At 69.9% G+C, this 24,251-nt stretch carries 22 protein-coding genes; 8 read left to right on the top strand and 14 right to left on the bottom strand.

Annotated elements, in window-relative coordinates:
• Positions 1-57: 57 nt before the first annotated feature.
• Positions 58-1,239, bottom strand: coding sequence for a resuscitation-promoting factor (locus D452_RS0125070; protein ID WP_110052004.1), 1,182 nt, complete (start codon positions 1,237-1,239; stop codon positions 58-60).
• Between the two features lie 268 nt (positions 1,240-1,507).
• Between D452_RS0125070 and D452_RS0125065 the strand changes: the two genes are divergently transcribed.
• The 3 genes from D452_RS0125065 (at position 1,508) to D452_RS0125055 (ending at position 6,089) form a co-directional block, all read left to right on the top strand.
• Positions 1,508-2,605, top strand: coding sequence for a CaiB/BaiF CoA transferase family protein (locus D452_RS0125065; RefSeq protein WP_017546882.1), 1,098 nt, complete (start codon positions 1,508-1,510; stop codon positions 2,603-2,605).
• A gap of 329 nt (positions 2,606-2,934) precedes the next feature.
• Positions 2,935-5,133 carry a hypothetical protein gene (locus tag D452_RS0125060; protein WP_017546881.1) on the top strand — a complete coding sequence of 733 codons (2,199 nt, stop codon included), beginning with the start codon at positions 2,935-2,937 and terminating at the stop codon, positions 5,131-5,133.
• A gap of 599 nt (positions 5,134-5,732) precedes the next feature.
• Complete coding sequence (locus D452_RS0125055) at positions 5,733-6,089, top strand: STAS domain-containing protein (protein ID WP_017546880.1); 357 nt, start codon at positions 5,733-5,735, stop codon at positions 6,087-6,089.
• Between the two features lie 80 nt (positions 6,090-6,169).
• Here D452_RS0125055 and D452_RS0125050 read toward each other — a convergent pair whose 3' ends face one another.
• From D452_RS0125050 to D452_RS0125030, 5 genes are all read right to left on the bottom strand, one after another.
• The gene (locus D452_RS0125050) at positions 6,170-6,901 is read right to left on the bottom strand and encodes a M50 family metallopeptidase (protein ID WP_193374281.1); all 732 of its coding nucleotides are present in this window, start codon (positions 6,899-6,901) and stop codon (positions 6,170-6,172) included.
• A 172-nt stretch (positions 6,902-7,073) separates the two neighbouring features.
• Entirely contained in the window at positions 7,074-7,517 is a 444-nt protein-coding gene (locus D452_RS0125045) for an SRPBCC family protein (protein ID WP_017546878.1), read from the bottom strand.
• A 55-nt stretch (positions 7,518-7,572) separates the two neighbouring features.
• Positions 7,573-8,517, bottom strand: coding sequence for an NUDIX hydrolase (locus tag D452_RS0125040; protein WP_017546877.1), 945 nt, complete (start codon positions 8,515-8,517; stop codon positions 7,573-7,575).
• A 74-nt stretch (positions 8,518-8,591) separates the two neighbouring features.
• Complete coding sequence (locus D452_RS0125035) at positions 8,592-10,694, bottom strand: RNA degradosome polyphosphate kinase (RefSeq protein ID WP_083927619.1); 2,103 nt, start codon at positions 10,692-10,694, stop codon at positions 8,592-8,594.
• A 196-nt stretch (positions 10,695-10,890) separates the two neighbouring features.
• A complete protein-coding gene (locus D452_RS0125030) occupies positions 10,891-11,832 on the bottom strand; it encodes a CPBP family intramembrane glutamic endopeptidase (protein ID WP_193374280.1) in 942 nt (313 codons plus the stop codon).
• A gap of 240 nt (positions 11,833-12,072) precedes the next feature.
• On the opposite strand from D452_RS0125030, the gene D452_RS0125025 reads away from it, so the two are divergent.
• Entirely contained in the window at positions 12,073-12,771 is a 699-nt protein-coding gene (locus tag D452_RS0125025) for a class I SAM-dependent methyltransferase (protein WP_017546874.1), read from the top strand.
• Between the two features lie 94 nt (positions 12,772-12,865).
• Here D452_RS0125025 and ehuA read toward each other — a convergent pair whose 3' ends face one another.
• From ehuA to ectA, 7 genes are all read right to left on the bottom strand, one after another.
• Positions 12,866-13,702 (bottom strand): ectoine/hydroxyectoine ABC transporter ATP-binding protein EhuA, encoded by an 837-nt coding sequence (ehuA, locus tag D452_RS0125020; protein ID WP_017546873.1) that lies wholly within the window; start codon positions 13,700-13,702, stop codon positions 12,866-12,868.
• Positions 13,689-14,357, bottom strand: coding sequence for an ectoine/hydroxyectoine ABC transporter permease subunit EhuD (gene ehuD / locus D452_RS0125015; protein ID WP_026129664.1), 669 nt, complete (start codon positions 14,355-14,357; stop codon positions 13,689-13,691). Before ehuD ends, ehuA begins: the two co-directional genes overlap by 14 nt.
• Before the next feature lie 20 nt (positions 14,358-14,377).
• Entirely contained in the window at positions 14,378-15,106 is a 729-nt protein-coding gene (gene ehuC, locus D452_RS0125010; RefSeq protein WP_017546871.1) for an ectoine/hydroxyectoine ABC transporter permease subunit EhuC, read from the bottom strand.
• A gap of 6 nt (positions 15,107-15,112) precedes the next feature.
• Positions 15,113-15,961, bottom strand: coding sequence for an ectoine/hydroxyectoine ABC transporter substrate-binding protein EhuB (gene ehuB, locus D452_RS0125005; protein WP_370446549.1), 849 nt, complete (start codon positions 15,959-15,961; stop codon positions 15,113-15,115).
• Between the two features lie 460 nt (positions 15,962-16,421).
• Complete coding sequence (locus tag D452_RS0125000) at positions 16,422-16,823, bottom strand: ectoine synthase (RefSeq protein WP_026129663.1); 402 nt, start codon at positions 16,821-16,823, stop codon at positions 16,422-16,424.
• A gap of 147 nt (positions 16,824-16,970) precedes the next feature.
• Positions 16,971-18,239, bottom strand: a complete 1,269-nt coding sequence (gene ectB, locus D452_RS0124995) for a diaminobutyrate--2-oxoglutarate transaminase (RefSeq protein WP_017546868.1) — start codon at positions 18,237-18,239, stop codon at positions 16,971-16,973.
• Positions 18,240-18,330: 91 nt separating this feature from the next.
• On the bottom strand, positions 18,331-18,837 hold the full coding sequence (ectA, locus tag D452_RS0124990; protein WP_110052003.1) for a diaminobutyrate acetyltransferase: 507 nt from the start codon (positions 18,835-18,837) through the stop codon (positions 18,331-18,333).
• A gap of 780 nt (positions 18,838-19,617) precedes the next feature.
• On the opposite strand from ectA, the gene D452_RS0124985 reads away from it, so the two are divergent.
• The 3 genes from D452_RS0124985 (at position 19,618) to D452_RS0124975 (ending at position 21,294) form a co-directional block, all read left to right on the top strand.
• Positions 19,618-19,881 (top strand): WhiB family transcriptional regulator, encoded by a 264-nt coding sequence (locus D452_RS0124985; protein WP_017546866.1) that lies wholly within the window; start codon positions 19,618-19,620, stop codon positions 19,879-19,881.
• Positions 19,882-20,019: 138 nt separating this feature from the next.
• Complete coding sequence (locus D452_RS0124980) at positions 20,020-20,586, top strand: hypothetical protein (protein WP_026129661.1); 567 nt, start codon at positions 20,020-20,022, stop codon at positions 20,584-20,586.
• Between the two features lie 111 nt (positions 20,587-20,697).
• Entirely contained in the window at positions 20,698-21,294 is a 597-nt protein-coding gene (locus D452_RS0124975; RefSeq protein ID WP_017546864.1) for a copper resistance CopC family protein, read from the top strand.
• Positions 21,295-21,357: 63 nt separating this feature from the next.
• Here D452_RS0124975 and D452_RS0124970 read toward each other — a convergent pair whose 3' ends face one another.
• Positions 21,358-22,119 (bottom strand): PP2C family protein-serine/threonine phosphatase, encoded by a 762-nt coding sequence (locus tag D452_RS0124970; RefSeq protein WP_017590331.1) that lies wholly within the window; start codon positions 22,117-22,119, stop codon positions 21,358-21,360.
• Positions 22,120-22,970: 851 nt separating this feature from the next.
• Between D452_RS0124970 and D452_RS0124965 the strand changes: the two genes are divergently transcribed.
• Entirely contained in the window at positions 22,971-24,245 is a 1,275-nt protein-coding gene (locus tag D452_RS0124965; RefSeq protein WP_017546862.1) for a glycosyltransferase, read from the top strand.
• Positions 24,246-24,251: the final 6 nt, after the last annotated feature.

Here is a 24,251-nt window from a genome sequence, read left to right as displayed (position 1 = left end):
CGCTCATCCACGCCGTGTCCGGTGGGATCACCTCCCACCGAACCCTGGTCGTCCCGGTCAGTCGAAGAGGTGGACCCCGCAGTGCGGCCACTGGCTCTGCCAGTTCCCGCCGACGGTGTCGTAGAGCTGTTGGGCGCGCTGGGTCTGCTCGGCGGGGCTGGCCTCGGAGGGCAGCCCGCTGCCGCCGACCGAGGCCCACGTGCTCGGGCTGAACTGGTAGAGCCCGTAGTATCCGCCGGCCGAGTTCACCGCGGAGGCGTTGCCTCCGGACTCGCACTGGGCGAGCCCGGACCAGTTGAGGCCGCTCGCCTCGCCGCTGGCCTCGCCGGGGTCGGGCTCCTCCTCGACCTTGGTGCCGATCTCCACCAGGCCCTCGACGGGTTCGGTGACGACCTTCTCGGAGAGTTCGTGCTCGACCTCCTCGCCGTGGCGCAGGACCCGCAGCGTGGTGACCTCCTTGAGTCCGTCCTCGGGCTCGGTGACGACCTCGCGTTCGCCTTCGGGGAGGTCGGGGTTCTCGCGCTCGACCGTCTCCGCCTCGATCACGACCTCCTCGGTCTCGGGTGCGCCGAGGGCGGGTAGGACGCGGACGACCATGTCGGGTTCGGCGGGCTCGTCGGGTTCCGGGGAGACGATGTCGTGCTCGCCGGTCTCGACCCCGGCGGCGCTGAGCACGTCGGCGACGGTCGCGCCCGTGGTGCGGGTCTCGGAGCGCACGGTGTCGTACATGACGACCATGCGGGGGGCGCGTTCCGCGCTCACCGCGAGTCCGTCCTCGGGGATCACGGCGTCGTGCGCCTGGGAGAGTTCGACGCCCTCGGGGTCGAGTCCGATCTGTCCGAGGGCTTCGCCGAGCGTGGCGGCGTGCACCCGGTGGTCGCGTTCGTGTCCGTCGAGGTCGACGGTGAGCTCCCGGGGCGAGCGGACCACGACGTGGTCGCCAGCGCTGAGGGTGGTACCCGGGGAGGGGGCGACCACGTCGTGTTCGCCGAGCTCGATCCCGGCGGAGTCGAGGACGTCCTGGACGCTGTCGCCGAAGGTACGGACCTCGCTCTCCTCGCCGTTGGCGTCCAGAAGGACGGTCTTCTCCATGGCCAGGGCCGTTCCTCCGCCCACCGTGGCCAGCACCGCGGCGACGGCTGCCGCCATGACCGGCAGGGGAGGGACGAGGGACACCCTGCGCCGCCGACGCCTTCCGGAACGGCCGTTGCCGCCGTTCTTCCCGGGTTTTCTGGGCATGACTTCCGAGCCCTTCTTCAAGGGTTGGTTCGTGGAGTTCTCGGTGGTGGAGGGGCGTTCGGGGGCGCCGAACAGGGTCACATTAACACCAGGAGAGTGTGGTGTTTTGACATGGCCCGAAAACCATTCCCTGGCAAATCGCGCATTTCCCTCTATTCTTTTCCCCTCCCCGACCGGAGGCGGCGACCTGGCGTCGGGGCGACACAGCCTGCACAATGAACCGAACGCCGTTCTAGTAACCTCTCCCGACCAACACCCCGGAGGCACCATGGGACCCCTCAACGGAACCCGCGTCGTCGAGTTCACCGGGCTCGGCCCGGCACCGATGGCCGGGATGCTCCTGGCCGACATGGGCGCCAGCGTGATCCGGATCGACCGCCCCGTGGCCGCCGACGCCGTGAACGGCGGCTCCACCGGACCGCACATGAGCGAAGGGCGCGCCGTGGTCGGCGCCGATCTCAAGACCCCCGAGGGGATGGCCCGCGCCCGCGAACTCGTCGCCCGCGCCGACGTCCTCCTGGAGGGCTTCCGACCGGGGGTCATGGAACGGCTGGGCCTCGGCCCCGACGACTGCCTGGAGCTCAACCCGGGTCTGGTGTACGCGCGGGTCACCGGCTGGGGACAGGACGGCCCGTTGGCCCACACGGCCGGGCACGACATGAACTACGTTTCGGTGAACGGCGCCCTGCACTCCATCGGACGCGCGGGCGGCCCCCCGGTCCCGCCGATCAACCTGCTCGGCGACTTCGCGGGCGGCACGATGTTCGCGGTCACCGGTGTCCTGGCCGCCCTCCTGGAGCGGCGGGGTTCCGGCCGGGGCCAGGTCGTGGACGCCGCGATGGTGGACGGCAGCGCCCTGCTGATGTCGATGGTGCACGAGGACCGTGCGCGCGGTGCGTGGACCGACGAGCGCGGCACCAACTACCTCGACACCGGCGCTCCCTGGTACGACGTCTACGAGTGCGCCGACGGCCGCCACGTCTCCGTGGCCTGCATCGAGCCGCAGTTCTACGCCGCGTTCCTCGCGGGAGTGGGGCTGGACGGCGAGGACCTGCCCGAACAGTGGGACACCGACGCGTGGCCCCTGCTGCGCGCGCGCTTCGCCGAGGTGCTGCGCACGCGCGGTCGTGACGAGTGGGGGGCGGTGTTCGAGGGCACCGACGCCTGCGTGATGCCCGTCCTGTCCCTGGCGGAGGCACCCGACCACCCGCACGTGCGGGCCCGGGGCGCGCTCGTGCGGGGCGAGGGCGACCGGTTGGTGGCGGGTCCGGCGCCGAGGTTCGGCCGCACCCCCGGAGAGGTCACCCGGGGACGCCCGCTGCCCGACGCCGACGCGACCCTGAAGGAGTGGGGTCTGACCCCCTGAGGGCCACGGCCCCCTCAACGGCGCCCCACCATGGGACCCGCCCCCCCGGCCCCTCCCCGGTTCCCCTGATACTCCTCCCCCGCTTCTCGCGTCCGGTTCCTCCCTGTCCGGAATCGCCGTTTTCCCCGCTCAGAGCCGTGTGATCACTAGGGTGGGCGACCAGTGAGGTGATCGCGATCGGGGGGACCGCCATGTCACCGAGTCGATGGCTCGGCCTGCGCTCGGAACGGTGTTCGGCCAAGGGCCGTGCCCGACGACCTGGAGGGAGCCCGGGCGGACTCCCAGGAGGGCGCCCGGGCAGCAGCCCCAGAAGGCGCCTGTACGCCCTCATGTTGGTGGCCGCGGTCCTGTTCTGCACGGCGCCCGCCGCCGCGAGCTCGGGGGCGGCCGCGAACTCCGACCCGGACCGCACCGGTCGGGCCGACGGACCGGTGGTGCTGGTGGGCGTGCCGGGCCTGCTCTGGGAGGACGTCACCCCCGAGCACACGCCCGCGCTGTGGGAGATGGCCGAGGCCGGGGCGATCGGCAACGTGTCCATCCGCACCGCCACCTCGCGGACCTGCCCCACTGACGGGTGGCTGTCGGTCTCGGCCGGACAGCGCGCCCTCTCCGACCGTGAGCGCTTCACCGTCTGCGAGCCCGCTCCGGAGCCGGTCGTGGACGGGTCGGGGGCGACCGTCCCGGGCTTCGGCGACTTCGTCGACCAGAACGCGCGGTCGGTCTTCTCCGCGCCGGTGGGCCTGCTCGGACAGACCGTGCGTGACCAGGGCGGTCTGACCCTGGCCGCCGGTCCGGGCGCCGCCCTGGGCGCCGCGGACGAGTCGGGGCGGGTCGACCACTACGTCGACTCGGCGCGCGACCTCTCCCAGGAGCGTCTCCAGGGCGTCTCCCTCGCGGCGGTGGAGCTGCCCGAGCTGACCAGCCTGTACCCCACCGAGTCCGACGAGGATGACGAACCCCAGGAGGCCAAACCCGAGGACGTCCCCGAGCAGGTCCGTGAGGACACCCTGGAGACACTCGACTCCCGGCTGTCCGCCCTGGTGCGGAACCTGCCCGCGGGCGCGACCCTGATGGTGGTCGGCGTCTCCATGGACACCGGGCCCTCCCAGCTGACCGTGGCGCTCACCGGGGAGATGACCGCCCAGGGGCTGGTCGGCCCCTCCGCGTACCTGGCGTCGGAGTCGACCCGGCGTCCCGGGCTGGTGGCCCTGACCGACACCACCGTCACCGTGCTGCGCACTCTGGGGATGGACCCGGGCGGGCTCACCGGCGGGCGGGCGTGGCAGACCACCGACCGCCCGCAGCCAGCCGAGGAGGCGCTCGTCCGCCTGGTGGACTTCAACACCGCCGCCGTGGTCGTGGGCACGGCCATCCCCGGGTTCTTCAGCGGCCTGGTCGCCATCCAGTTGCTCATCTACGCGGCGGCGGCCTACGCGATGCACCGGTACTCGTGGGGGCAGCGGGGCAAGCGGGCCGTGGTGCTGTCGGTGACCCGGGTCGTGGCCCTGGCGGGTGCGGCCTTCCCCGTGGCGAGCTACCTGGCCAACCTCATTCCGTGGTGGGCGACGCAGTTCCCGCTGCTGGCCCTGCTCGCCTCGGTCCTGGCCGTGGACGCCCTGGTGGTGGCCCTGGCGGTGGCGGGACCGTGGCGCCGGACCATCCTGGGGCCGATGACCGTGGTGGCGGGAGCGACCACCCTGGTGCTCTTCGTCGACCTCTGCGTAGGCGCGCACCTCCAGATGAACTCGCCCACGGGGTACTCCCCGATCGTGGCGGGACGGTTCTACGGGATCGGCAACATCGCGTTCGCGACCTTCGCCACCGGCATGCTCATGGCGGTCGCGGGCGTCTCCCACTCACTGATCTCGCGGGGCAGGCGCCGCGCCGCCGTCGTCACGACCATCGTCGTGGGTGCCGCCTCGGTGCTGATCATCGGCTGGCCGGGACTGGGCACGGACTTCGGCGGCGTCATCGCACTGATCCCCGGCCTGGCGGTGACCACGATGATGATCGCGGGGGTGCGGATCACCGCCCTGCGCATGGCCGCGGTGGCCGTCGTCTCGGTCACGGCGATCTCCTTGCTGGCCTGGATGGACTACCTGCGTCCGGTGGAGGACCGCAGCCACTTCGGCGCGTTCGCGGAGCTGGTGGTGAACGGGGACGCCGGGACGGTGCTGGCCCGCAAGCTGGGCGCGATGCTGGGCACCCTGGGCAACTGGCACCTCACCCTGCTGGCCGCCGGGGCCCTGGTGTTCCTGTTCGCCGTCCTGAACCGGCCGGGCAGGTGGCGGATCGGCGCGCTCCAGCGGGCCTACGAGTACGCCCCGACACTCCGGGCCGGGCTGACCGGTTCCCTGGTGACGGCCCTGGTGGGTTTCGCGGCCAACGACTCGGGCGTGGCCATCCCCGCGCTGGCGCTGACCGTGGCGGTCCCGCTCACCCTGTCCGCGTGTGTGTGGGCGGTCCAGCAGAGCGAGCGCGAACCCGCGGAGAGCCCCACGGAGCCCCCGTGCGTCCAAAAGGCGTGATCCATACACCAGGTATCCCGGAAACGGTGAATCGACGGAGGCACGACCTTGCGTCGCTCCCGTCACGAATCGGCCACAGCGCTGTGGTAAAGTCCGAGGCTGGACGGCCCCGGCCCCAACGCGTTCCAGCGCCCTGACAGTGCGCCGGGAGGAGCCGGGTCCACCGGGGACCACCGGCCCAGCCACGGTCCCCGCCGCGACCCACCGGGGAATGCCCGCCGTCGCGGGCGGGTTCTCCCGAGTGGAGGGCCGATCGCGGCCGCCGGCTCCGGCGGGACGGCCGAGCACGGGGACACCATGCACCGAGCCCTCGTCGCACGTCACACCGACGCAAGTCACACCGACGACACACGGCACCAGGAACTCCTGGCCCTGGCCAGGCGTTGCCCCGGTGCCGTGCTTTTCCGAGCAAACCAGGCGAGAAAGGCGTTTCCTCCCCGGTTCCCAGCCCGGGGCACCACGCAAGGAACTTGATGAACCATCAGCTTGGCTCACGCGGTAACGCATCCATCGCACCGGTCTCCGCACGTCCCCAGTGGGGAGACGTGCGGCCTGCCTCGCCGACCCGTCGGGCACGGCCCGAGTACGCCGGAGTCGCAATGCCCGACCTGACCATTTCCTCCACCCTCCACGAGGCCGGAAGAGTGCTGGCCCTGGACGGCGAGATCGACATGGCCACCGAGAACCGCTTCCAGGAGGCGGTCACGGAGGCGTTGACCACGCAGCCCTTCGGCCGCGTCGTGCTGGACTGCGCCGACCTGCGGTTCATCGACTCCAGTGGGCTGCGCGTGCTGATCCGCGCCCACAAGGCCGCCAAGGAACAGCAGGCCCTCCTGATGATCGCCGCCCCGCTGCCGCGCGTCATGCAGACCCTGCGCGTCACCTCGCTGGACACCCGCATCCCGGTGTTCGCCTCGGTCGCCCTGGCGCTCAGCGCCCCGCAGACCGCCCAGTAGCCGCACCGCCTCCGGGCACGACGAAGGCCCCGCGTCCTGACGCGGGGCCTGTTTTCGTCTCTCGGGTCTGCGTCCCCCGCTCAGAAGAACAGCAGCCACACGCCCAGGGCGGTGACGGCGGCGTTCACCAGCAGGAACACTCCGACCCAGAGGGTGCCCGGGAGCCCGGTGAGGCGTGCGAGCTGGTCGGCGTCAGAGTGCGGAGAGGGGTTGCGCACGCGCTGCGACTGGAGCTCGATGACCGGGCGCACACCGGCGAACAGCAGGAACCAGATGAACAGGTAGGCGAAGGCCGCCTGGACCTCGTGCGGGGTGAACCAGCTGACGCCGAAGACCACCGCTCCGGTGACCACGACCGACAGAACGCCGTAGAAGTTGCGGATCATGAGCAGCATGGCCGCCAGGATCACGATGCTCAGCCACAGCAGCGCGGTGATGTAGCCCGCCATCAGCATGAGGATGCCGAGGAGGCCGATCACGCTCGGGGCGATGTAGCCGGCGAAGACCGTGAGGATCATGCCGATGCCGGTGGGCCTGCCACGGGAGACCGTCACCCCGGACGTGTCCGAGTGCAGTCGGATCCCGGTCAGCTGGCGGCCGCTGAGCAGGGCCACGAGTGCGTGCCCGCCCTCGTGGGCGATGGTGACGACGTTGCGCGCCACGCGCCAGGGCGGCCCCAGCAGCACGGCCGCCAGAGCCACCACGGCGGTCGTGACGATGATCCACTGTTCCGGATCGGGCTGGCCGGTCAGCACGTCCTGCCACACGTCGCCCAAGCTCGTTCCCACCACTGGTCTCCCGACTTCCCGCATCGACCGGCACGCCTGTCACCGGAAACTCCCTGTCAGCGGGCCCGCTCACCCTGCGCCGCGGCGGCTGGGAGGCGCGGGGGAACGCGGCCCTTGCCGAACTTTAGGGCATTTCGGAGAGTGCCGTGCGTGGCGGTCGACCGCTGACCGGGGGGATCGCGCCCCGGTCGCGGTCTCAGGCCTCCTCGGCCTCGGCGGCCGCCTTGAGCCGGTCCAGCGTCAGGAGGATGCCCCGAGCGTTGCGTGCCGGGGCGCCGCTCAGCACGTAGAGGGCGATCTGCCCCCGCGAGTAGTCGAAGGTCTCGGTGACGAGGGTCCCGCCCTCGGGCAGCTCCCGGAACTCGTAGCGCCAGCGGTGCGAGCCCACGTGCCTCCAGGCGATGAGCCGTCCCTCCTCGAACTCCACCACGCGGTTGGTCATCCGGTAGGGGAGCCCGAGCATCTTCATGTCCATGCCGAACTCGGAGCCCAGCTCCAACCGGTCCGGGCCGGACTGCGCGCCCTGGACGGTGCCGGAGCCGTCGAGCACGGCGTGCTGTGACGGTGTGGCGACGATGTCGAAGATCCGCTTGGCCGGAGCGTCGACCACGACGCTCCGGGCCACCATGTGTTTGGGCATGACGGCATCATGTCACCGTCGCGGACCACTCCCTCACCGGGGCCGACGGGCGGACCTACTCGCGGACCCCGTGCCGTTCCACCCCGGCCAGCTCCCCCTCCGGGGACACGTGCACCACCCAGAACGACCCCTTGCGCAGCCCGCGCTGCTGCGACAGCGGTGCGCCCAGCCGTGTGAGCACCTCGGTGAGCAGGTGCGGGACCAGCTCACCGTGGGTGCACACGACCGTTGGCCGCTGCTCGTCCAGGACCCGCGCGATGACCTCCCGGGCCTCCTCCACGTCGTAGCCCCCGCCCGCGCGCCCCACTGTGAGGGCGCCCTCGGTGCTCATGGGGACGTCGCACTCGACGGTCAGCGGCAGCAGGGACTCCGTGCAACGGGCCGCCGCCGACGTCAGCGCGCGCAGCCCCCCGTAGGCGCCCAGCACCCGGGGCAGGGCGAGGGCGTCGGCGCGGCCGGTCTCGTCGAGCGGTCGCAGCAGGTCGCTGTCGGTCCAGGAGCGCTTCTCCCCCGCCGACAGGTGCCGCAGCAGGACGATCGGGAAGGTCTGTGCGGGACCGACCCGGAAGTTGTCGAGGACCTGCACGTCGTGGTCGTAGGTGAGACGGGCACGGGCCTCCTCGACGGGGACCCACTCGACCGTCTCCACCTCCTCGTTGGGTTCGTAGTCGATCCGCCCGCCGGGCTGGGCCGGGGTGGCCGCCCACCACTCCACCTGTTTGGGCCAGCCGTCCTTGAGGTAGCGCTGCGGCGGGAGCCGGCGCCCCATCACGGGGGTGAGGCCGGTCTCCTCCTCGACCTCCCGGACGGCGCCGATGATGGGGTGCTCGCCGTTCTTGAGCTTGCCCTTGGGCAGGGTCCAGTCGCCCCGGTCCGGGCGCCGGATGAGGACGACCTCCCGACCGGAGGGACCGTCGCGCCAGAGGACCGCGCCGCCCGCGCGGATGGGCTCCAGGTAACCGCCCACCGCGGTGTCGCGCGGCGGGAAGGCGCTGGTCATGCGGATCTCGGGGACGTTCGTCCTCAAGGGTCCCGCGTCGGGGCCCCCGTGACCTGCCCCGTGCTCGTGGGTGTTCACCCGTCCACCACTCTCAGGTGCCGGTCGCCTCTCAGGGTGTCCTGGAGGTCGACCAGCGGTTGGCCCTCCGCGTCGTGGGTGACCCGCTTCCATGAACCGTCGGGTTCGAGCCGCCACGAGGAGGTGCTGTCGGACATCGCCAGCTCCATGATGCCCACCAGCCGACGGCACTGCTCGGGGTCGGCGATCCGGACCAGTGCCTCCACGCGCCGGTCGAGGTTGCGGGGCATGAGGTCGGCGCTGCCGATCCACACCTGGGGACGCCAGCCGTTGGCGAAGACGAACACGCGTGAGTGTTCGAGGAAGCGGCCCAGGATGCTGCGCACCCGGATCTTCTCGGACAGGCCCGGAACTCCGGCGCGCAGCACGCAGCTGCCGCGCACCCACAGGTCGACGTCGACCCCGGACTGCGAGGCGCGGTACAGGGCGTCGATGATCTCCTCGTCGACGATGGAGTTCACCTTGATCCTGATGTGGGCGGGCTCGCCCTTGAGGCTGTTCTCCACCTCGGTGGCGATCTGCTTGAGGAGTCCCCGGCGCAGGGCGGCGGGGGCCACGAGGAGCCTGCGGTAGTGCTTCTTGCGGGAGAACCCGGTGAGGCTGTTGAAGAGGTCACTGACGTCCTCACCCACCTCCGCGGCGGCGCTGAACAGGCCGAAGTCCTCGTAGATCCGTGCGGTGCTCGGGTTGTAGTTGCCCGTGCCCACATGGCAGTAGCGGCGCAGCAGGCCGTCGTCGTCCTGGCGGATGACCATGGACAGCTTGCAGTGGGTCTTGAGCCCCACGACTCCGTAGACGACGTGGCAGCCCGCCTCCTCCAGCTTGCGGGCCCACTGGATGTTGTTCTGTTCGTCGAAGCGGGCCTTGACCTCGACCAGGACCACGACCTCCTTGCCCTCCCTGGCCGCCTCGATGAGCGACTCGACGATGGGTGAGTCGCCGCTCGTGCGGTACAGGGTCTGTTTGATCGCCACGACCTTGGGGTCGGTGGAGGCCAGGGTGAGGAACCGCTCCGTGGTGGTGGCGAAGGACTCGTAGGGGTGGTGGACGAGCACCTCGCGTTCGCGGATGGTCGCGAACAGGTCGCCGGAGGTGAGCGCGCGCGGTTCCACCGGGACCATGGGCGGGTAGCGCAGGTCGGGTCGGTCGGTGTCGGCGATCTGGGCGAGCCCGGCCAGGTTGAGCGGCCCCGGGACCCGGTAGATCTCCTCCTCCTCGGCACCGAGCTGCTCGCGGAGGATGGACAGCGCCCCGTCGCTGATGGACTGTTCCACCTCCAGGCGCACGAGCGGTCCGAAGCGGCGGCGCAGGAGTTCGTTCTCCAGGGACTGGACGAGGTCGTCGGTCTCGTCCTCGTCGACCTCCAGGTCGGCGTTGCGGGTGACCCGGAAGGCGTGGTGTTCGACCACCTGCATGCCCTCGAACAGCTGGGGCAGGTGCGCGGCGATGATGTCCTCGACCGGGACGAAGCGGCCGCCGCCGTGGGTGGTGAGTTCGATGAACCGGGGCAGGGCGCTGGGCACCTTGACCCGGGCGAACATGGGCCGGTCGTCGTTGGAGTCGCGCACCGTGACGGCGAGGTTGAGCGAACGGCCCGAGATGTAGGGGAAGGGGTGCGCGGAGTCGACCGCGAACGGTGTCACCAGCGGATAGATGGCGCGGCGGAAGTAGCCGTGCAGGTACTCGCGTTCGCGGTCGTCCAGCTCGCTCCACCGGACGATGCTGATGCCCTCCCGGGCCAGGGCGGGGGCGACGCTGTTCTCGAAACAGGCGATCAGGCGCAGGATCTGGTCGTGGGTGAACAGGGAGATGCGCTCCAGCAGGTCCCTGGGGTGGTGCCCGCTGGGTGAGGCGACGGACAGGCCCGTGGCCAGACGGCGTTTGAGCCCGGCCACCCGCACCATGAAGAACTCGTCCAGGTTGCTGGAGAAGATCGCGAGGAACCGCGTCCGTTCGAGCAGCGGGATGTTCTCGTCCTCCGCGAGTTCGAGCACTCGTTGGTTGAACCGGAGCCATCCCTCCTCCCGGTCCATGAACCTGTCGGCGGGAAGGTCGGCGGTGGCGGGCCCCGCTGGCGTTGGCGCTGATTCCGTGCTCACAGTGGGCAGACTCCCCCTTTTGCATGACCGCACGGTGACGTCCCCGTGAGGGGAAAATGACCGCAACGCGACTGCTGTGGAGGATCTGTACCCATATCGCCACTCGTGTCCCTGGACACCGGGCAGGTTTTTCCTCATGACACGATCACGCGCCCCACCTGACCTGGTGGGACGCGTGGACTCGCGGGCGGCGGAGCTACCGGCTGATGCCGATCTGGAGGTCGGGCGGCAGGATGAGCAGGAACATTGCCACGCGCATGAGGACGTTGATCCAGGTGTTGCGGAAGCACGCCCACAGGTAGCCGTAGAACAGGCCCGCGGCGCCGTAGGTGAGCAGGGCCATGCCGGTGTCGTGCACGAAGTCGATGCCGGGCAACTGCGAGACGGCGTCGTAGGGCTGGATGAACGCGTAGGTCATCGCGAACACCACCGAGGTCAGCACGATGCCGCCCCAGCGCCCCAGGAGCAGTTCCAGCCGGGTCTGCATCATCCCCCGGAAGAAGATCTCCTCGCAGGTGGCGATCACCATGAAGGCGACCAGCATGGCGTACAGCGTGAGTGAGGGCTCGGGGAGCCCGATGTGCGGCGTGATCAGGAAGCCCATCAGGACCACCGTGACGAACACGGGCACCACCCCGAGCCAGCGCCAGGGCTCCCCCACCTTCAGGGCGATCGAGGGCATGGCGGTGCCCTTGCCGTCGACGGTCAGGCCCGAGCGGTCCAGGATCAGCAGGGGGATGGCGAACAGGAACAGCAGGCGCGAGACCAGTGCCACGGACATCGCGAGGTCCGGCGAGACACCGGTCTCCTCCCCGTAGACGGTGAAGATCCACGACAGCACGACCATCGAGAGGATGAACCCGGCGATCAGGAGCACCATCCAGCCGAGTTCGCGTAGGACGGGGTGGCCGTCCATGGCGCTGGCGATCCGTCGGTCCAGCTCGTCACGTCGCCCGAACGCCCGGACGAGTCCCCAGGCCATGACGATGCCGATCAACATCGGCATCCAGGAAACCAGGTACAGCACGGACGACTCACCGAGGACGTCATCCCGCATCCCCGGCCGGATGAGCGCCGGCCCGATGATCAGGACGGCGGCGAGGGCGACGGCCCAGGCGAGCCCCCATCTTCGCACCATGGTCACAAGTGTCCCCCCTGTCTCAGAACACACATTCTGCACCAGGGAAAACTAAAAGCGACTTAATGACTACGGTATGTCGTTACCCCGTTGTCACCAGGGTCCCGACACGCCCGGAGAGCGTCCCCCACGACCGGAATCCGGCGAGGTGGTCCCCAGGCGGAGGACGGCGCCCCCAGGGAGGTCCCGGCCGGTTACCGTCGGACCCGACCACCCCCCGAACCAGGAGTCGAGACCAACGTGACCACAAGCGACTACGACGACTTCGCCGAGGCGTACTCGGCCGACAACGACGCCAACCTCATGAACGGTCACTACGAGCGCCCCGCCATGCTGAACCTCGCCGGTGACGTCGGCGGCCGCCGCGTCCTGGACGCCGGCTGCGGCTCCGGTCCCCTCTCCCTGGAACTGCGGAACCGGGGCGCCGAGGTGACCGGGTTCGACTCCAGCACGGAGATGGTGAGGCTGGCCAGGAAGCGTCTCGGCGACGACGCCGACCTGCGCGTGCTCGACCTCGCGGAGCCCCTCCCGTTCCCCGACGGCGGGTTCGACGACGTCGTCTCCTCACTGTCGTTGCACTACCTCAGGGAGTGGGAGGGGCCGCTCCGGGAGCTGCGCCGGGTCCTGAGGCCGGGCGGCCGCCTCCTGGTCTCCGTGGACCATCCGGCCGCCCACGTGCTGCTGGAGCCGGACACCGACTACTTCGAGGTCTCTCCCTGGCCGGTGGAGGTGGAGTTCCAGGGCAAGAGGGCGGTCCTGAACGTCTGGCACCGCCCGCTGCACGCGATGGTCCGGGACTTCACCGGGGCCGGTTTCCGCGTCGCGGACATCGACGAACCGTCCTTCTCGCCGGACACCCCCCGGCACCTGCTGCCCGAGCGGCTCCGCGAGCGCACCCGGTTCCTCGGTTTCCTCTTCTTCGTCCTGGTCGCCGAATAGGTCGCACAGGAGGTGACACGGGGCGGGGCCCGCCCGGACCGTCGCGGTCGTGTGCCGCGACGCCCGGGCGGGCCCCGTCTCCGGGAGCCGGGATCTAGTGCCCGTTCTCCAGGACCGACTTCAGGAAGGTCTTGGTCCGCTCCTCCTGGGGGTCCCCGAAGATCTGGTCCGGGTGGCCCTCCTCGGCGATGCGGCCCTCGTCGAACATCATGACCCGGTGGGACACGTCCCGCGCGAAGCCCATCTCGTGGGTCACGCACAGCATCGTGATGTCGGTGGTCTCGGCCACCTCGCGCAGCACGTCCAGCACGCCCGCCACCAACTCCGGGTCCAGGGCCGAGGTGACCTCGTCCAGCAGGAGGATCTCCGGCCGCATCGCCAGGGCGCGGGCGATCGCCACGCGCTGCTGCTGACCGCCGGACAGCTGGGTCGGGTGGGCGTCGATCTTGTCGCCCAGACCCACCAGGTCCAGCAGTTCCTCGGCGCGGGCGCTGGCCTCGTCCTTGGACAGGCCGAGGACGTTGACCGGCGCCTCCATGATGTTCCTGCGCACCGTCATGTTCGGGAACAGGTTGAACTGCTGGAACACCATGCCGATGCTCTTGCGGCGGCGCCGCAGGTAGCTCTCGCTGGCCGGGGCCAGGCCGCTGCCCTTCGGCATGTGGCTGAACGGCTCCCCGCCGATGTTGATGCGGCCCTCGGTGACCTTCTCCAGCGTCATGAGCAGGCGCAGGATGGTGGTCTTGCCGGAGCCGCTCGGCCCGATCAGGGTGACGCGCTCGCCGGCGGCCACGTCGAAGTCGAGGTGGTCCAGGACGGTGAGGTCGCCGAAGCGCTTCACCACCTGGTCGAACACGATCAGCGGGCCGTCGGCGACGCCGTCCCCGACACCCGGTGCCGTCGTGTTCTCAGGGGTATCAGACGGCGGCATATCGCTTCTCCAGTCGTCGAATCACAATCGCGGACGGGATGCTCACCAGGAGGAAGAGGAGCCCGACCAGCGTGATGGCCTCCATCATCCGGAAACTCTCGCTGCCGACCCGCTGGGCCCTGGTCAGCAGCTCCGCCACACCGATGGCGAAGAGCAGCGGCGTGTCCTTGAACATGGAGATCAGGTAGTTGCCCAGAGCGGGGATGACCTTGCGGATCGCCTGGGGCAGTACGACCGCTCCCCAGGTCCGTGTCGTCGGCAGGCTCAGGGCCCGGGCCGCCTCCCACTGGCCCTTGGCCACGCCCTCGATACCCGAGCGGTACACCTCGGCGGTGTAGGCCGCGTAGTGGATGCCGAGGACCACCACACCGACGGTGAACGCGGTGATGGGGACCGGGCCGAACACCGGCAGTGCGTAGCTCGCCGGCAGCAGGAAGAAGACGAACACCAGCTGGATGATCAGCGGTGTGGTCCGGATGAACTCCATGACGAAGTGCACGACGGGACCGACGTACGGGACCCGTCGCACGACCGCGATCAGCAGGCCCAGGGTCAGGGCGATGCTGTAGCCGATCAGCGTGAGCTGGATCGTCACCAGCAGGCCCTGGAGCAGGCTCGGCATGACCTCGAAGGTGAAGGCGAAGTCCCAGATCATGGGCGTGGAATCGTTGTTCATTACTTGGCCACCCCCACCTGGGTACCGACCGACGGGGGCCGGAGCAGGCTCATGATCCCGCCGCCGGACGGCGGGGTACGGCCCAGCTTCTGGTTGGCGCGGCGCTCGAGCAGTCGCATACCGAAGATCAGCACCTGCGCGATCAGGTAGTAGATGACGAACGCGATCGCGAACGCGGCCAACGTCTCGCCCGTACCGCTGCGCACCTCACGGGCGACGGCGGTGAGGTCGAGGATGCCGACCATGTACACCACGGCGGTCGCCTTCATCAGCTCGATGATCAGGTTGCCGAACGTGGGCAGCATCTGCGCCCACGCCTGTGGCACGACAACCAGGCGCATGCGCTGGAACCAGGAGAGGTTCAGCGCGACGGTGGCCTCGACCTGGGCCCTGGGCACCGCGTTGAGCGCGGCTCGCACGACCTCGGCGCCGTAGGCACCGACGTTCAGGCCGAGCGCGAGGATCGCGGCGAACATCGGCTCCAGCTCGAAACCGGTCATGTCAGGGACCGCGAAGACGAACCAGAACATCACCACGAGAGCGGCGATCCCCCGGAAGACCTCCACGTAGACAGTGGTGATCGCGCGCAGGAGCCAGGACCGTACGGTGCCCATGATCCCGAAGACCATGGCTAAGACGAAGGCCAGAACGGCCCCCCCGAAGGTGAGCTGGAGTGTGATCCAGGCACCGTCGAGGTAGCGGGGTAGCTGTGCTTGCAGGAACTCCACGCTGGATCAGCCCTCGCAGAGCTCGGCGGTGCTCGTGCCGTCGGGCAGGTCGTCCTCAGTGAATCCCCACTCCTCGCCGAGCTCGAGGAGGCGGCCGCTCTCGGTGAACTCGGCGATGACCCGGTTCACCTCGTCGAGCATCTCGTCGTCACCCTGGCGCAGACAGAGGCCGCCCCAGCCCTTCTCCTCCTTGCCGTCCATGACCGGGTAGAACGGTTCGGTGACGTCGAAGTCACCGCCGCGCTCCATCAGCAGGTACTCGTGCGAGACCTTCAGCATGGAGATGGCGTCGACGCGGCCGTTCTCCAGCATCTCGAAGCCGGTCGTCTGGTCCGGGATGAGTTCCATCTGGCCCTCGGGGACGCCGAAGTACTCGGCGTAGTTCTGTTCCACGGAGGCGTTCAGCACGGCCAGCCTGATGTCCGGGTCCGCGGCGATGTCCTCGAAGTGCTGGATGCCCTTGGGGTTGCCCTTGGCGACCATGAAGGCCTCGGGGGCGGTGGCGGTCGGCTCGCTGAAGGCGACCTCCTGACACCGGTCCGGGGTGATGAACACACCGGCGGCGAGGACGTCGAACTGGTCGTTCTGGAGGCCCGGGATCAGGCCGTCCCAGCTGGTGGAGGTGGCGACGATCTCCGGGATCCCCAGTTCCTCGAAGACGGCCTTGGCGACGGCGGGCGACTGACCCGCGGCCTCACCGGAGCCGTCAACGAACCCGAAGGGGATCTCGTTGGCGAGGCCGACCCGGACGAACCCCTGCTCGCGCAGGTCGGCCAGGGACGCACCGCTGCTGACCCTGGAGCACGACGCGAGCGAGGGAGCCAGGGCGGCCACCGCGACACCGGCTCCGGCCAGGCGGAACGCGTCTCGACGTCCCCAGGTTCCCCGCCGACGCGCTGGTACCTGATTCTTCACGACTGCTCCTCGAAAACTCGCGGGTGCGGAGCCTTCGCCCGAAGGACGGGGCGAGGCCTCACGCGTTCGGATGCTGGATCGCCTCAAGTGGGCGGGGTCCGCGGCTCGGTGGCCGCGGTCGTGACCGTTGCCCGGGTGCTCGGGACGACGGCGCTGGTACGGGGTCTCCCTCCCCGAGCCCGAGATGCAGTAACTGAACCCGATTGGTCCGTTATGCACTGGTTATGAGTCCCTGTTCGTCGGGTGACCCGACGACGTACTCCCTCCGAGCTGGCCACCTGTGGTTCGTGACTATGGGTTCTTATGCCCGTTACCGAGGGGTTCCTACCCCTGAAAACACGAGAGCGGGGTCCGGACCACCGGACCCCGCCCCGCGTTGGCTCAACGCTTCCCTGTGGGACTAGGCGTTGACGTCCTCCTCGACGACCAGCGGGTAGACGCCGTTCTCGTCGTGGACCTCGCGGCCGGTGACCGGCGGGTTGAAGACGCACAGCACGCGGAAGTCGGTCTTCGGGCGGACCGTGTGCTTCTCGTGGCCGTTGAGCAGGTAGAGGGTGCCCGGGGTGATGATGTGCTTCTCCCCCGTCTCCTCGTTGGTCAGCTCGGCCTCGCCCTCGATGCAGTGCACGAGCTCGATGTGGTTGGCGTACCAGAACGTCGACTCGGTGCCCGCGTAAAGGACGGTCTCGTGGAAGGAGAAGCCGACCTTCTCCTTGGCCAGGACGATCCGACGACTGCGCCAGTTCTCGGTCTTGATGTCAGCGTCGGTGTCGTTGACCTCGTCCATACTGCGAACGATCACTTGTGTCTCCTTCACGCTCTGATGCGCGCTGTGTGCGCTGGTGGTACACGGTACGGGGCCGACCGTCACCCCGGGTAGAGGTACTGGCCGGCCCCGCGCCGGATTCGGTGGGCACGCCGGTCCGAAACGGCACCGGCGTGTCGCGTACTAGGCGGTCTGGGGGACCTTGACCGCCTCGCGGACGGCGTCGGCCATGATGTCCAGCCCCGCGGTCAGCTCCTCCTCCGTCGTGGTGAGCGGCGGGAGCAGCTTGGCGACCTCGTCCTCGGGGCCGGAGGTCTCCAGGAGCAGACCGCGGTCGAAGCACCCGGCGGCGACCTTCTTGGCGATGCCGCCCTCGGCGTCGAAGGCCAGACCGCGGGCCAGGCCGCGACCGCGCACGTGGGCTCCGAAGTCGGAGTGCTCCTCCGCCATCTCGGCGAGGCGCGCCTCGACCAGCTCGCCCTTGGCGAGGGTGGCCTGGGCGAAGGTGTCGTCGGACCAGAAGCGGCGCAGCGCCTCGGTACCGGTGACCATGGCCGGGTTGAAGCCGCGGAAGGTGCCGTTGTGCTCGCCCGGCTCCCAGACGTCCAGCTCGCGCTTGAACAGCGTGAGCGCCATCGGGAGGCCGTAACCGCTGATGGACTTGGACAGGGTGACGATGTCCGGGGTGATGCCGGCCTCTTCGAAGCTGAAGAACTTGCCGGTACGGCCGCAGCCCATCTGGATGTCGTCCAGGATCAGCAGGATGCCGTACTCCTGGCAGAGCTCGGACAGGCCCCGCAGCCAGGGGGCACTGGCCACGTTGATGCCGCCCTCACCCTGGATGGCCTCGACGATCACGGCCGCCGGGGCGTCCAGACCGCTTCCGCTGTCCTCCAGGAGGGTGCGCAGCCACAGGAAGTCCGGGGTCTTCCCGTCGAGGTAGTTGTCGAACGGCATGGTGGCCACGTGGTCGAGCGGCACGCCGGCGCCGCCGCGCTTCATGGAGTTACCGGTGACAGCGAGGGCGCCCAGGGTCATGCCGTGGAAGCCGTTGGTGAAGTTGATGATCGTCTGGCGACCGGTGTACTTACGGGCCAGCTTGAGCGCGGCCTCGACCGCGTTGTTTCCCGCCGGGCCGGGGAACTGGACCTTGTAGTCCAGGTTCCGGGGTTTGAGGATGACGTCCTCGAAGGTCTTCAGGAACTCGCGTTTGGCCACGCTGTAGGCGTCGAGGCTGTGGACGATCCGGTCGTCGGTCAGGTACTCGATGAGCGAGGTCTTCAACTCGGGGTTGTTGTGCCCGTAGTTGAGCGATCCGGCCCCGGCGAAGAAGTCCAGGTACGGGCGGCCGGTCTCGTCGTGGACGTGGCTGCCGACCGCCTTGTCGAAGACGACAGGCCAGTTCCGGCAGTATCCGCGGACTTCGGACTCGAGGCGCTGGAAGGTCTCCATCGTGATGTTCCTTGGTTCCTTTCCCCAACTTCGTGGGCTCAGGGCTTGGGACGAGGGCGGGTCGGGATCGGGGTCGATCCGGGACGGACGGTCAGTCGTCGGTGTCGGAGTGCGCGCCGATGGGCCCGATGCGCACGAGATCCTCGGGGTCGTGGGGCCCTTCGCCGTCCTTCGGGAAGTGCTCCGAGCCGAAGAGCGGGCTCCACACGGCCTCGGCACCCAGGCTCCGCGCGAACGAGGAGAAGAGCGCCCGTGAGGCCTCGTTGTCGGGGGTGACGGTCGCTTCGAGGTAGCGCAGGCCCTGTTCGGCGAGGCGTTCGCCGATGAAGTCGAGCATCCGGCGGGCCAGCCGCTGACCCCGGTACTCGGAGCCGACGGCCACCTGCCAGAGGAAGTACGTGTCCGGGCTGTCGGGACGGACGTAGCCGGTGACGTAGGCCGCCATCCGGCCGTCGGCGTCCCGTGCCACGACGCTGGTCGTGGCGAAGTCCCGGCACCAGAGCGTGTAGGCGTACGGGGAGTTCACGTCCATCCCCGTGTCGCCGGCCAACCGCCACATGTGCGGCCCGTCCTCCGGAGAGGGGTGCGAGAGGCGCACGTCCTCACGGCCCGCGGCCTCCGTGGTCTCGGAGCTCACAGCCCCACCTTCGATTCGGTCGCGTGCTTGGAGGTTCGTTCGTTGATGTGGCACGTCGATCGAACTTAGCGAAAGAAGGTCAAAGGAGTTTCGGCGAGATTCCGCGCAGATGTTTGGGAGGCTTACCAATGGGTAGGGCTCGTTTATTTAGCAGCTTGATTCCGCCTTGGACGGGGCTCCCAGGTGACGCTGGGTAGCGGCCGAGCCGCCCGTCCACGCCCTGTCTATCAGGGGCTTCGGCCCCCAGGGCGGACCGGCGTCGCGCGAGGTGGGAGGTGACTCGCGGGCGGGTGGTCGGCAACCGTCAGGGTCAAACATAGAGCCTCCACGACGAATATTAAGCGTGCGTTAAGTCACATCAATTCGGTGGAAAGCTCGCGACATATCGCCCTGGGTGACGCGCCACGCACGTCACACGTTACGCGTGACACCCGTCGGAACCACTTGTACGCAGGAATTTCCTTCGGTTTCCAGACGTCGGACGAACCCCCGCGAACCGCCCTTCCGCCCGACCCCGACCGACCGGTGGAGACCGGGACCACCGTCGTACGTCCTTGATGAATCTCCGACTTTCCATCAGACTCTGTGTAGTACGACCTCATGTAGTACTACAATTAGTCGCACCGCTTCGCCGCAGCCCATGCGGGTCCGGCACCCCCGGGACGGCAGTGCGGACTCGAACTTCGTCGCCCCCGCCGTGGGAACACGGCGAGGACCACTGACCAGGGATCGGAGGCGTCCGTGAACCGCCTGTACCACGACAGCGAGGACTGGGTCGAGCAGGGGAACTGCCGCTCGTACGACCCCGAGATCTTCTTCCCGGTGAGCAGCACCGGGATCGGCCGCACCGACACGGAGCAGGCCCTGGACGTCTGCCGCAGCTGTACTGTTCGCCCGGAATGTCTGCGGTGGGCACTGCGCGCCGGGGAGGCTCACGGAGTCTGGGGTGGCACCACCCCCGAGCAGCGTCGCTACATGCGTCGCGAGCTGGTCCCGGCGGGTTAGGCGAGGTGGAGCCGCCGGACGCGAGGGTTCGCGTCCGGCGGCTCACTTCTGCCACCGGGCCCCGCTCCGAGACGTTCGAGCGCGTTCTCACGTCCGGAGGCCTTGCGGGCCCCTGTGGCACGGCCTAGGTTCACTATCGTGCGACCCGCTCACGGCACGCTCCGCCTCACACGCACGGCGCTCCTCGCCGGTGCGTGCACGGGCATTGCCTGGGTGGGCCACAACGTCGGGGCCGACAGCCCCGCCGGGGCCTGGGGGTTCCTCCTGGCCACGGCGTTCCTGTTCGGTCTCCTCTGGCGGTTCACCGGGATCATGCGGGGCTTCGGCGACATCTTCGCCGTGATGGCCCTCGCACAGGTCGCCCTGCACCTGATCCTCCAGCTGTCAGGACCCGGGACCGTCCAGGTCGAGCACGCCGGGCACGGCTCCGCCGCCCTCGGACTGGCGCCGGGGATGCTGTTCGCCCACCTGTGGGCGGCCCTGCTCGCCTCCGCGCTGCTGTCCCACGGCGAGTCCGCGCTCTGGTTCCTCGCCTCCGCCGTCTCCCGGGCCCTCCCGCGGCCGCCGCGCCTGCCCGACCTCACACCCGTGGAGTCCGGGGTCGCGTTCGTCGCGCCCCCGGCCCTCGCGCCGCCTTCCCCAGAGCCGTCGACGCACGGTCCCCGCGGGCCTCCCGGTTCGCCCGCGTTCCGCACGGCCCCGTAGCCCCAGGCTCCGGCGGTCGAGGCGGTCCCCCAGAAGAGCCCCGGACGAGCACCGGTCCCCGACCCGTGCCCGCCGGGCGCGAACCGCACCCGAACGGCCTGAGAGAAGATCATGAGAAGAATCCGTACCGCGGCCCTGGTCGCCCCCTTCGCCGCCGCGCTGCTGCTGGCCCCCGCCCCCGCCTTCGCCCACGACGTGCTGATCGCCTCCGACCCGGAGGACGGCGTCACCCTGGACACCGTCCCCGAGGAGGTCACGCTGACCTTCAACAACGCCCCGATGGCCGGCGGCAGTGGCAGCGCCATCGTCGTGACCAGCCCCGAGGGCGCGGAGATCCAGGAGGGCGAGCTGACCTTCGACGGCACCGACGTGTCCGTCGCCCTCACGCCGCCCACCGAAGAGGGCGAGTACGGCATCTCGTACCGGGTGGTCTCCTCGGACGGTCACCCCATCCAGGACACCCTGAGCTTCTCGCTGTCCGAGGAGGCCGTCGCGGCCGCCGCCCCGGAGGAGCCCGAGGAGGAGGCCCCCGAGGAGACCGTCACCGAGGCACCCGCGGCCGAGGAGACCGCCGCCGAGGAGGGCGGGACCTCCCCGCTGATGGTCCTGGTCGGTGTCGTCGTGGCCGTCGCCGCGATCGGCGCGGTCGTGCTCGTGGTGGTGCGTTCGCGCAACCGCCCCGGCTCCGGTGAGGGCTCCCAGAAGTAGCACCGCACGACGGAGGGGCCCGCACGACGACGCGTGCGGGCCCCTTCCGTGTGCGACCGCCGGCTACCTTCTGCGGGCCAGCAGGATGCTGATGTTGTCCTTGCCGCCGGCTTCCATGGCGGCCTGCCAGAGGGCGTGTACGGCGGCCTCGTCGCTGCCGGCCTCCGCGATCATCCGCTCCATCTCCTCGGGCAGCACCAGATCCGACAGGCCGTCGCTGCACATGAGCCAGGCGCTGGGGTCCGCGGCGTCGTCCCGTCCCACGTGGGGAACCATCGAACCGCCGGAGCTGCCGCCCAGGGACTGGGTGATGAAGTTGGTGGTGACGGGGCGGCCGTCCTCGGAGGGGGGCAGGGCCGGGGAGTCGTCCTCGGAGAGCTGGCGCAGGTGGCGGCCCTCGAGGCGGTAGGTGCGGGAGTCGCCCACGTTGAACCAGAAGTTGCCGTCGCTGTTGAGCAGCACGCCCGCGACCGTGGTCCCCATGCCGGAGAACTCGGTGTGTTGGAGCGCGTGGTCCTTGATCTCCTCGTCGATGTTGGTGAGGAGCTGGGCGATCTCCTCGGGGCCGTTCAGGCGCGGCCCCATCTCGGCCATGCGGTGCACCGCGTGTTCGGAGGCGATCTCACCGGCGGCCTGGCCGCCGATCCCGTCCGCGACCGCGAGGATGACCGGTTCGCTCACCGGCAGCACGCAGCGGACCGGGGAGGTCATGTTCGCGCTGGCGACGGTGAGAGCACCCATGACCACGGAGTCCTCGTTGGCGGGGCGAATAGCGCCCCGGTGCGTGAGGGCCGTGACAATGACTTCCCCACCAGCGACACCCATACGCCCTTCCTCCCGTTTCATCGGCCGTGGCCGGTTGCCCGGCGTCTGGCGCCGGGCCTTGGTCGAGTCCCGTACATCGTCTGGATTCAGTAACCGTACCGAGCCACCGCCGGAGTCGGTCAAAATCCGCGTACATCATGGCGGAAAACACCCGGATATGCAGTTCCCGCACCGGTTTTCGCCGCCAAAAGTGTTGTCGCGGTTGATCCTGGGACGTGTGTGGTGCCGTCGTTCGGTTCGGGTCCGACAGTAGCGGTGCCGGGGACCGCCCGACAGTGCCCACCGGCAGGTTCGGTCAACCCGCAGACCAGAGGCCCCGCGCCGCACCCGCCCGGAGGGGCCGGGCCGGGGCCCGCCCGCCCCCGCGGCGCTCTGAAGGGGATCGATGCCACGTTGTCGGTTCCCTGAGGGTCTGGCAGAATGGTCCCGTTGGGTGTCTAAGACGCAGACACACACGACCGCCCTGTGCGGCGCCCTGACTTCCTCAGGCGCCCCGGTGGCTCGAACTCCCTTTCGACGGTCGTTTGGTGTGGTCTCATGCGTCCTTCCCTTCCTCTCTCCTCTCCGGTCTCCACCGTCCGTGCGCACCGCGTGCGCGCGGTCCTCAGCGCTGCCCGCCATCCCCCTCCACCGGACCCAGGTCCCGGACGCGCGTCTCCCTGAACCCGTCCGCCCCGCTCCCCCCGGTCCCTCCGCTCCCGTGCTCGAGCGGCCCGGCGCCACTGCGGCCGCCGGTGCGGGACCACCGCGCAAGTCCCGCCCGGCAGGATTCCGACTCCCCGCTCCGGAGTCCCGCCGGGCCACCCATCCACGACGGACACCACGGCGGTGTCCAAGGAGTCCGAAGCCCAGTGAAGATCGCCATGGTCGCCGAACACGCCAACCCCCTCCCCGCCCACCGGGGCGAGCCGGCCTGCCCCGCGAGCCTGCACGTGTGTGCCCTGTCCCGCCAGCTCGCCAAGCGCGGGCACCGGGTGACCGTCTACGTCCGCCGCAGCGACCCCGCCCAGCCCGACGGCCGCACCCGCATGGCGCGCGGCGTCTCCGTCGCCTACCTGGACGCCGGGCCGGCCCGCCCGCTCGCCGAGGAGGAGCACGCCGAGCACACCGGGGCCTTCGGGACCGCGCTCGCCGCCGTCCTGGACGAGGACGTGCCCGACGTCCTGCACGCCATCGGCTGGACCAGCGGGCTGGCGGCCCTGCACGCCCAGGCGCACAGCGAGAAGGACCAGAGCGGGACCCCGATCGTCCAGACCTTCCACTCGCTCAACGCCAGCGAGCAGCGCTCCGGCCTGCCCGAGCGTCCCGACCGCGCCCGTATGGAGACGATCCTCGCCTCCCGCGCCGACCACGTCCTGGTCAACTCCACCGACCAGCAGGGGGAGCTGGCCCGCCTGCGCGTGCCGCGCCACCACGTGAGCGTCGTGCCGTTCGGCGTGGACCCGGACCACTTCAGCGTGGAGGGCAGCGCCTCGACCGAGCCGTGGCACTCCCGCCGCGAGGAGCGCGCCCGGCTGGTCTCCGTCACCCCCCTGACCGAGGCGGGCGGCGCCCGCCGCCTGGTGGAGGCGATGGTGCGTCTGCCCGAGGCCGAGCTGGTGCTGGTGTCCACGGCCGAGGACCGCGAGGTGGCCCTGGACGAGAACGCCCGGAGCATCGAGCTGCTCTCCAAGGAACTGGGCGTGGACGACCGCGTGCACCTGACCGGCCCGGTGGAGCGCAAGGAGCTCCCGCGCCTGCTGCGTTCGGCCGACGTCTTCGTCTCCGCGGCCTCCTACGACCCCTACGGCGGCGCGGTCCTGGAGGCCATGGCCTGCGGGCTGCCCGTGGTGGCCACCGCCACCGGCGCTGTCCCCGGCGCCGTCCTGCACCGCACCAGCGGCGTCCTGATGCGTTTCGGCCGTCCCGACGAGGTGGCCCGTTCGGTTCGCGCCGTCCTGGGTACCCCGACGATGAGCACCGCCTACGGGATCGCCGCCGTGGACCGGGCCCGCTCCCGGTTCACGTGGCAGCGCATCGCCATCGAGACCGAGCTCGCCTACGAACGTTCGCGTCCGCATCTGGCCGCGCGCGACGAGATCGAGGAGGATGAGGCGGACCTCCTCCTGTCCGGTTCCGCCAACTGAACGGTC

The organism is Nocardiopsis prasina DSM 43845 (assembly GCF_000341265.1).
Taxonomy (GTDB): Bacteria; Actinomycetota; Actinomycetes; order Streptosporangiales; family Streptosporangiaceae; genus Nocardiopsis; species Nocardiopsis prasina.
This window is presented reverse-complemented; position numbering and strand designations above follow the sequence as displayed.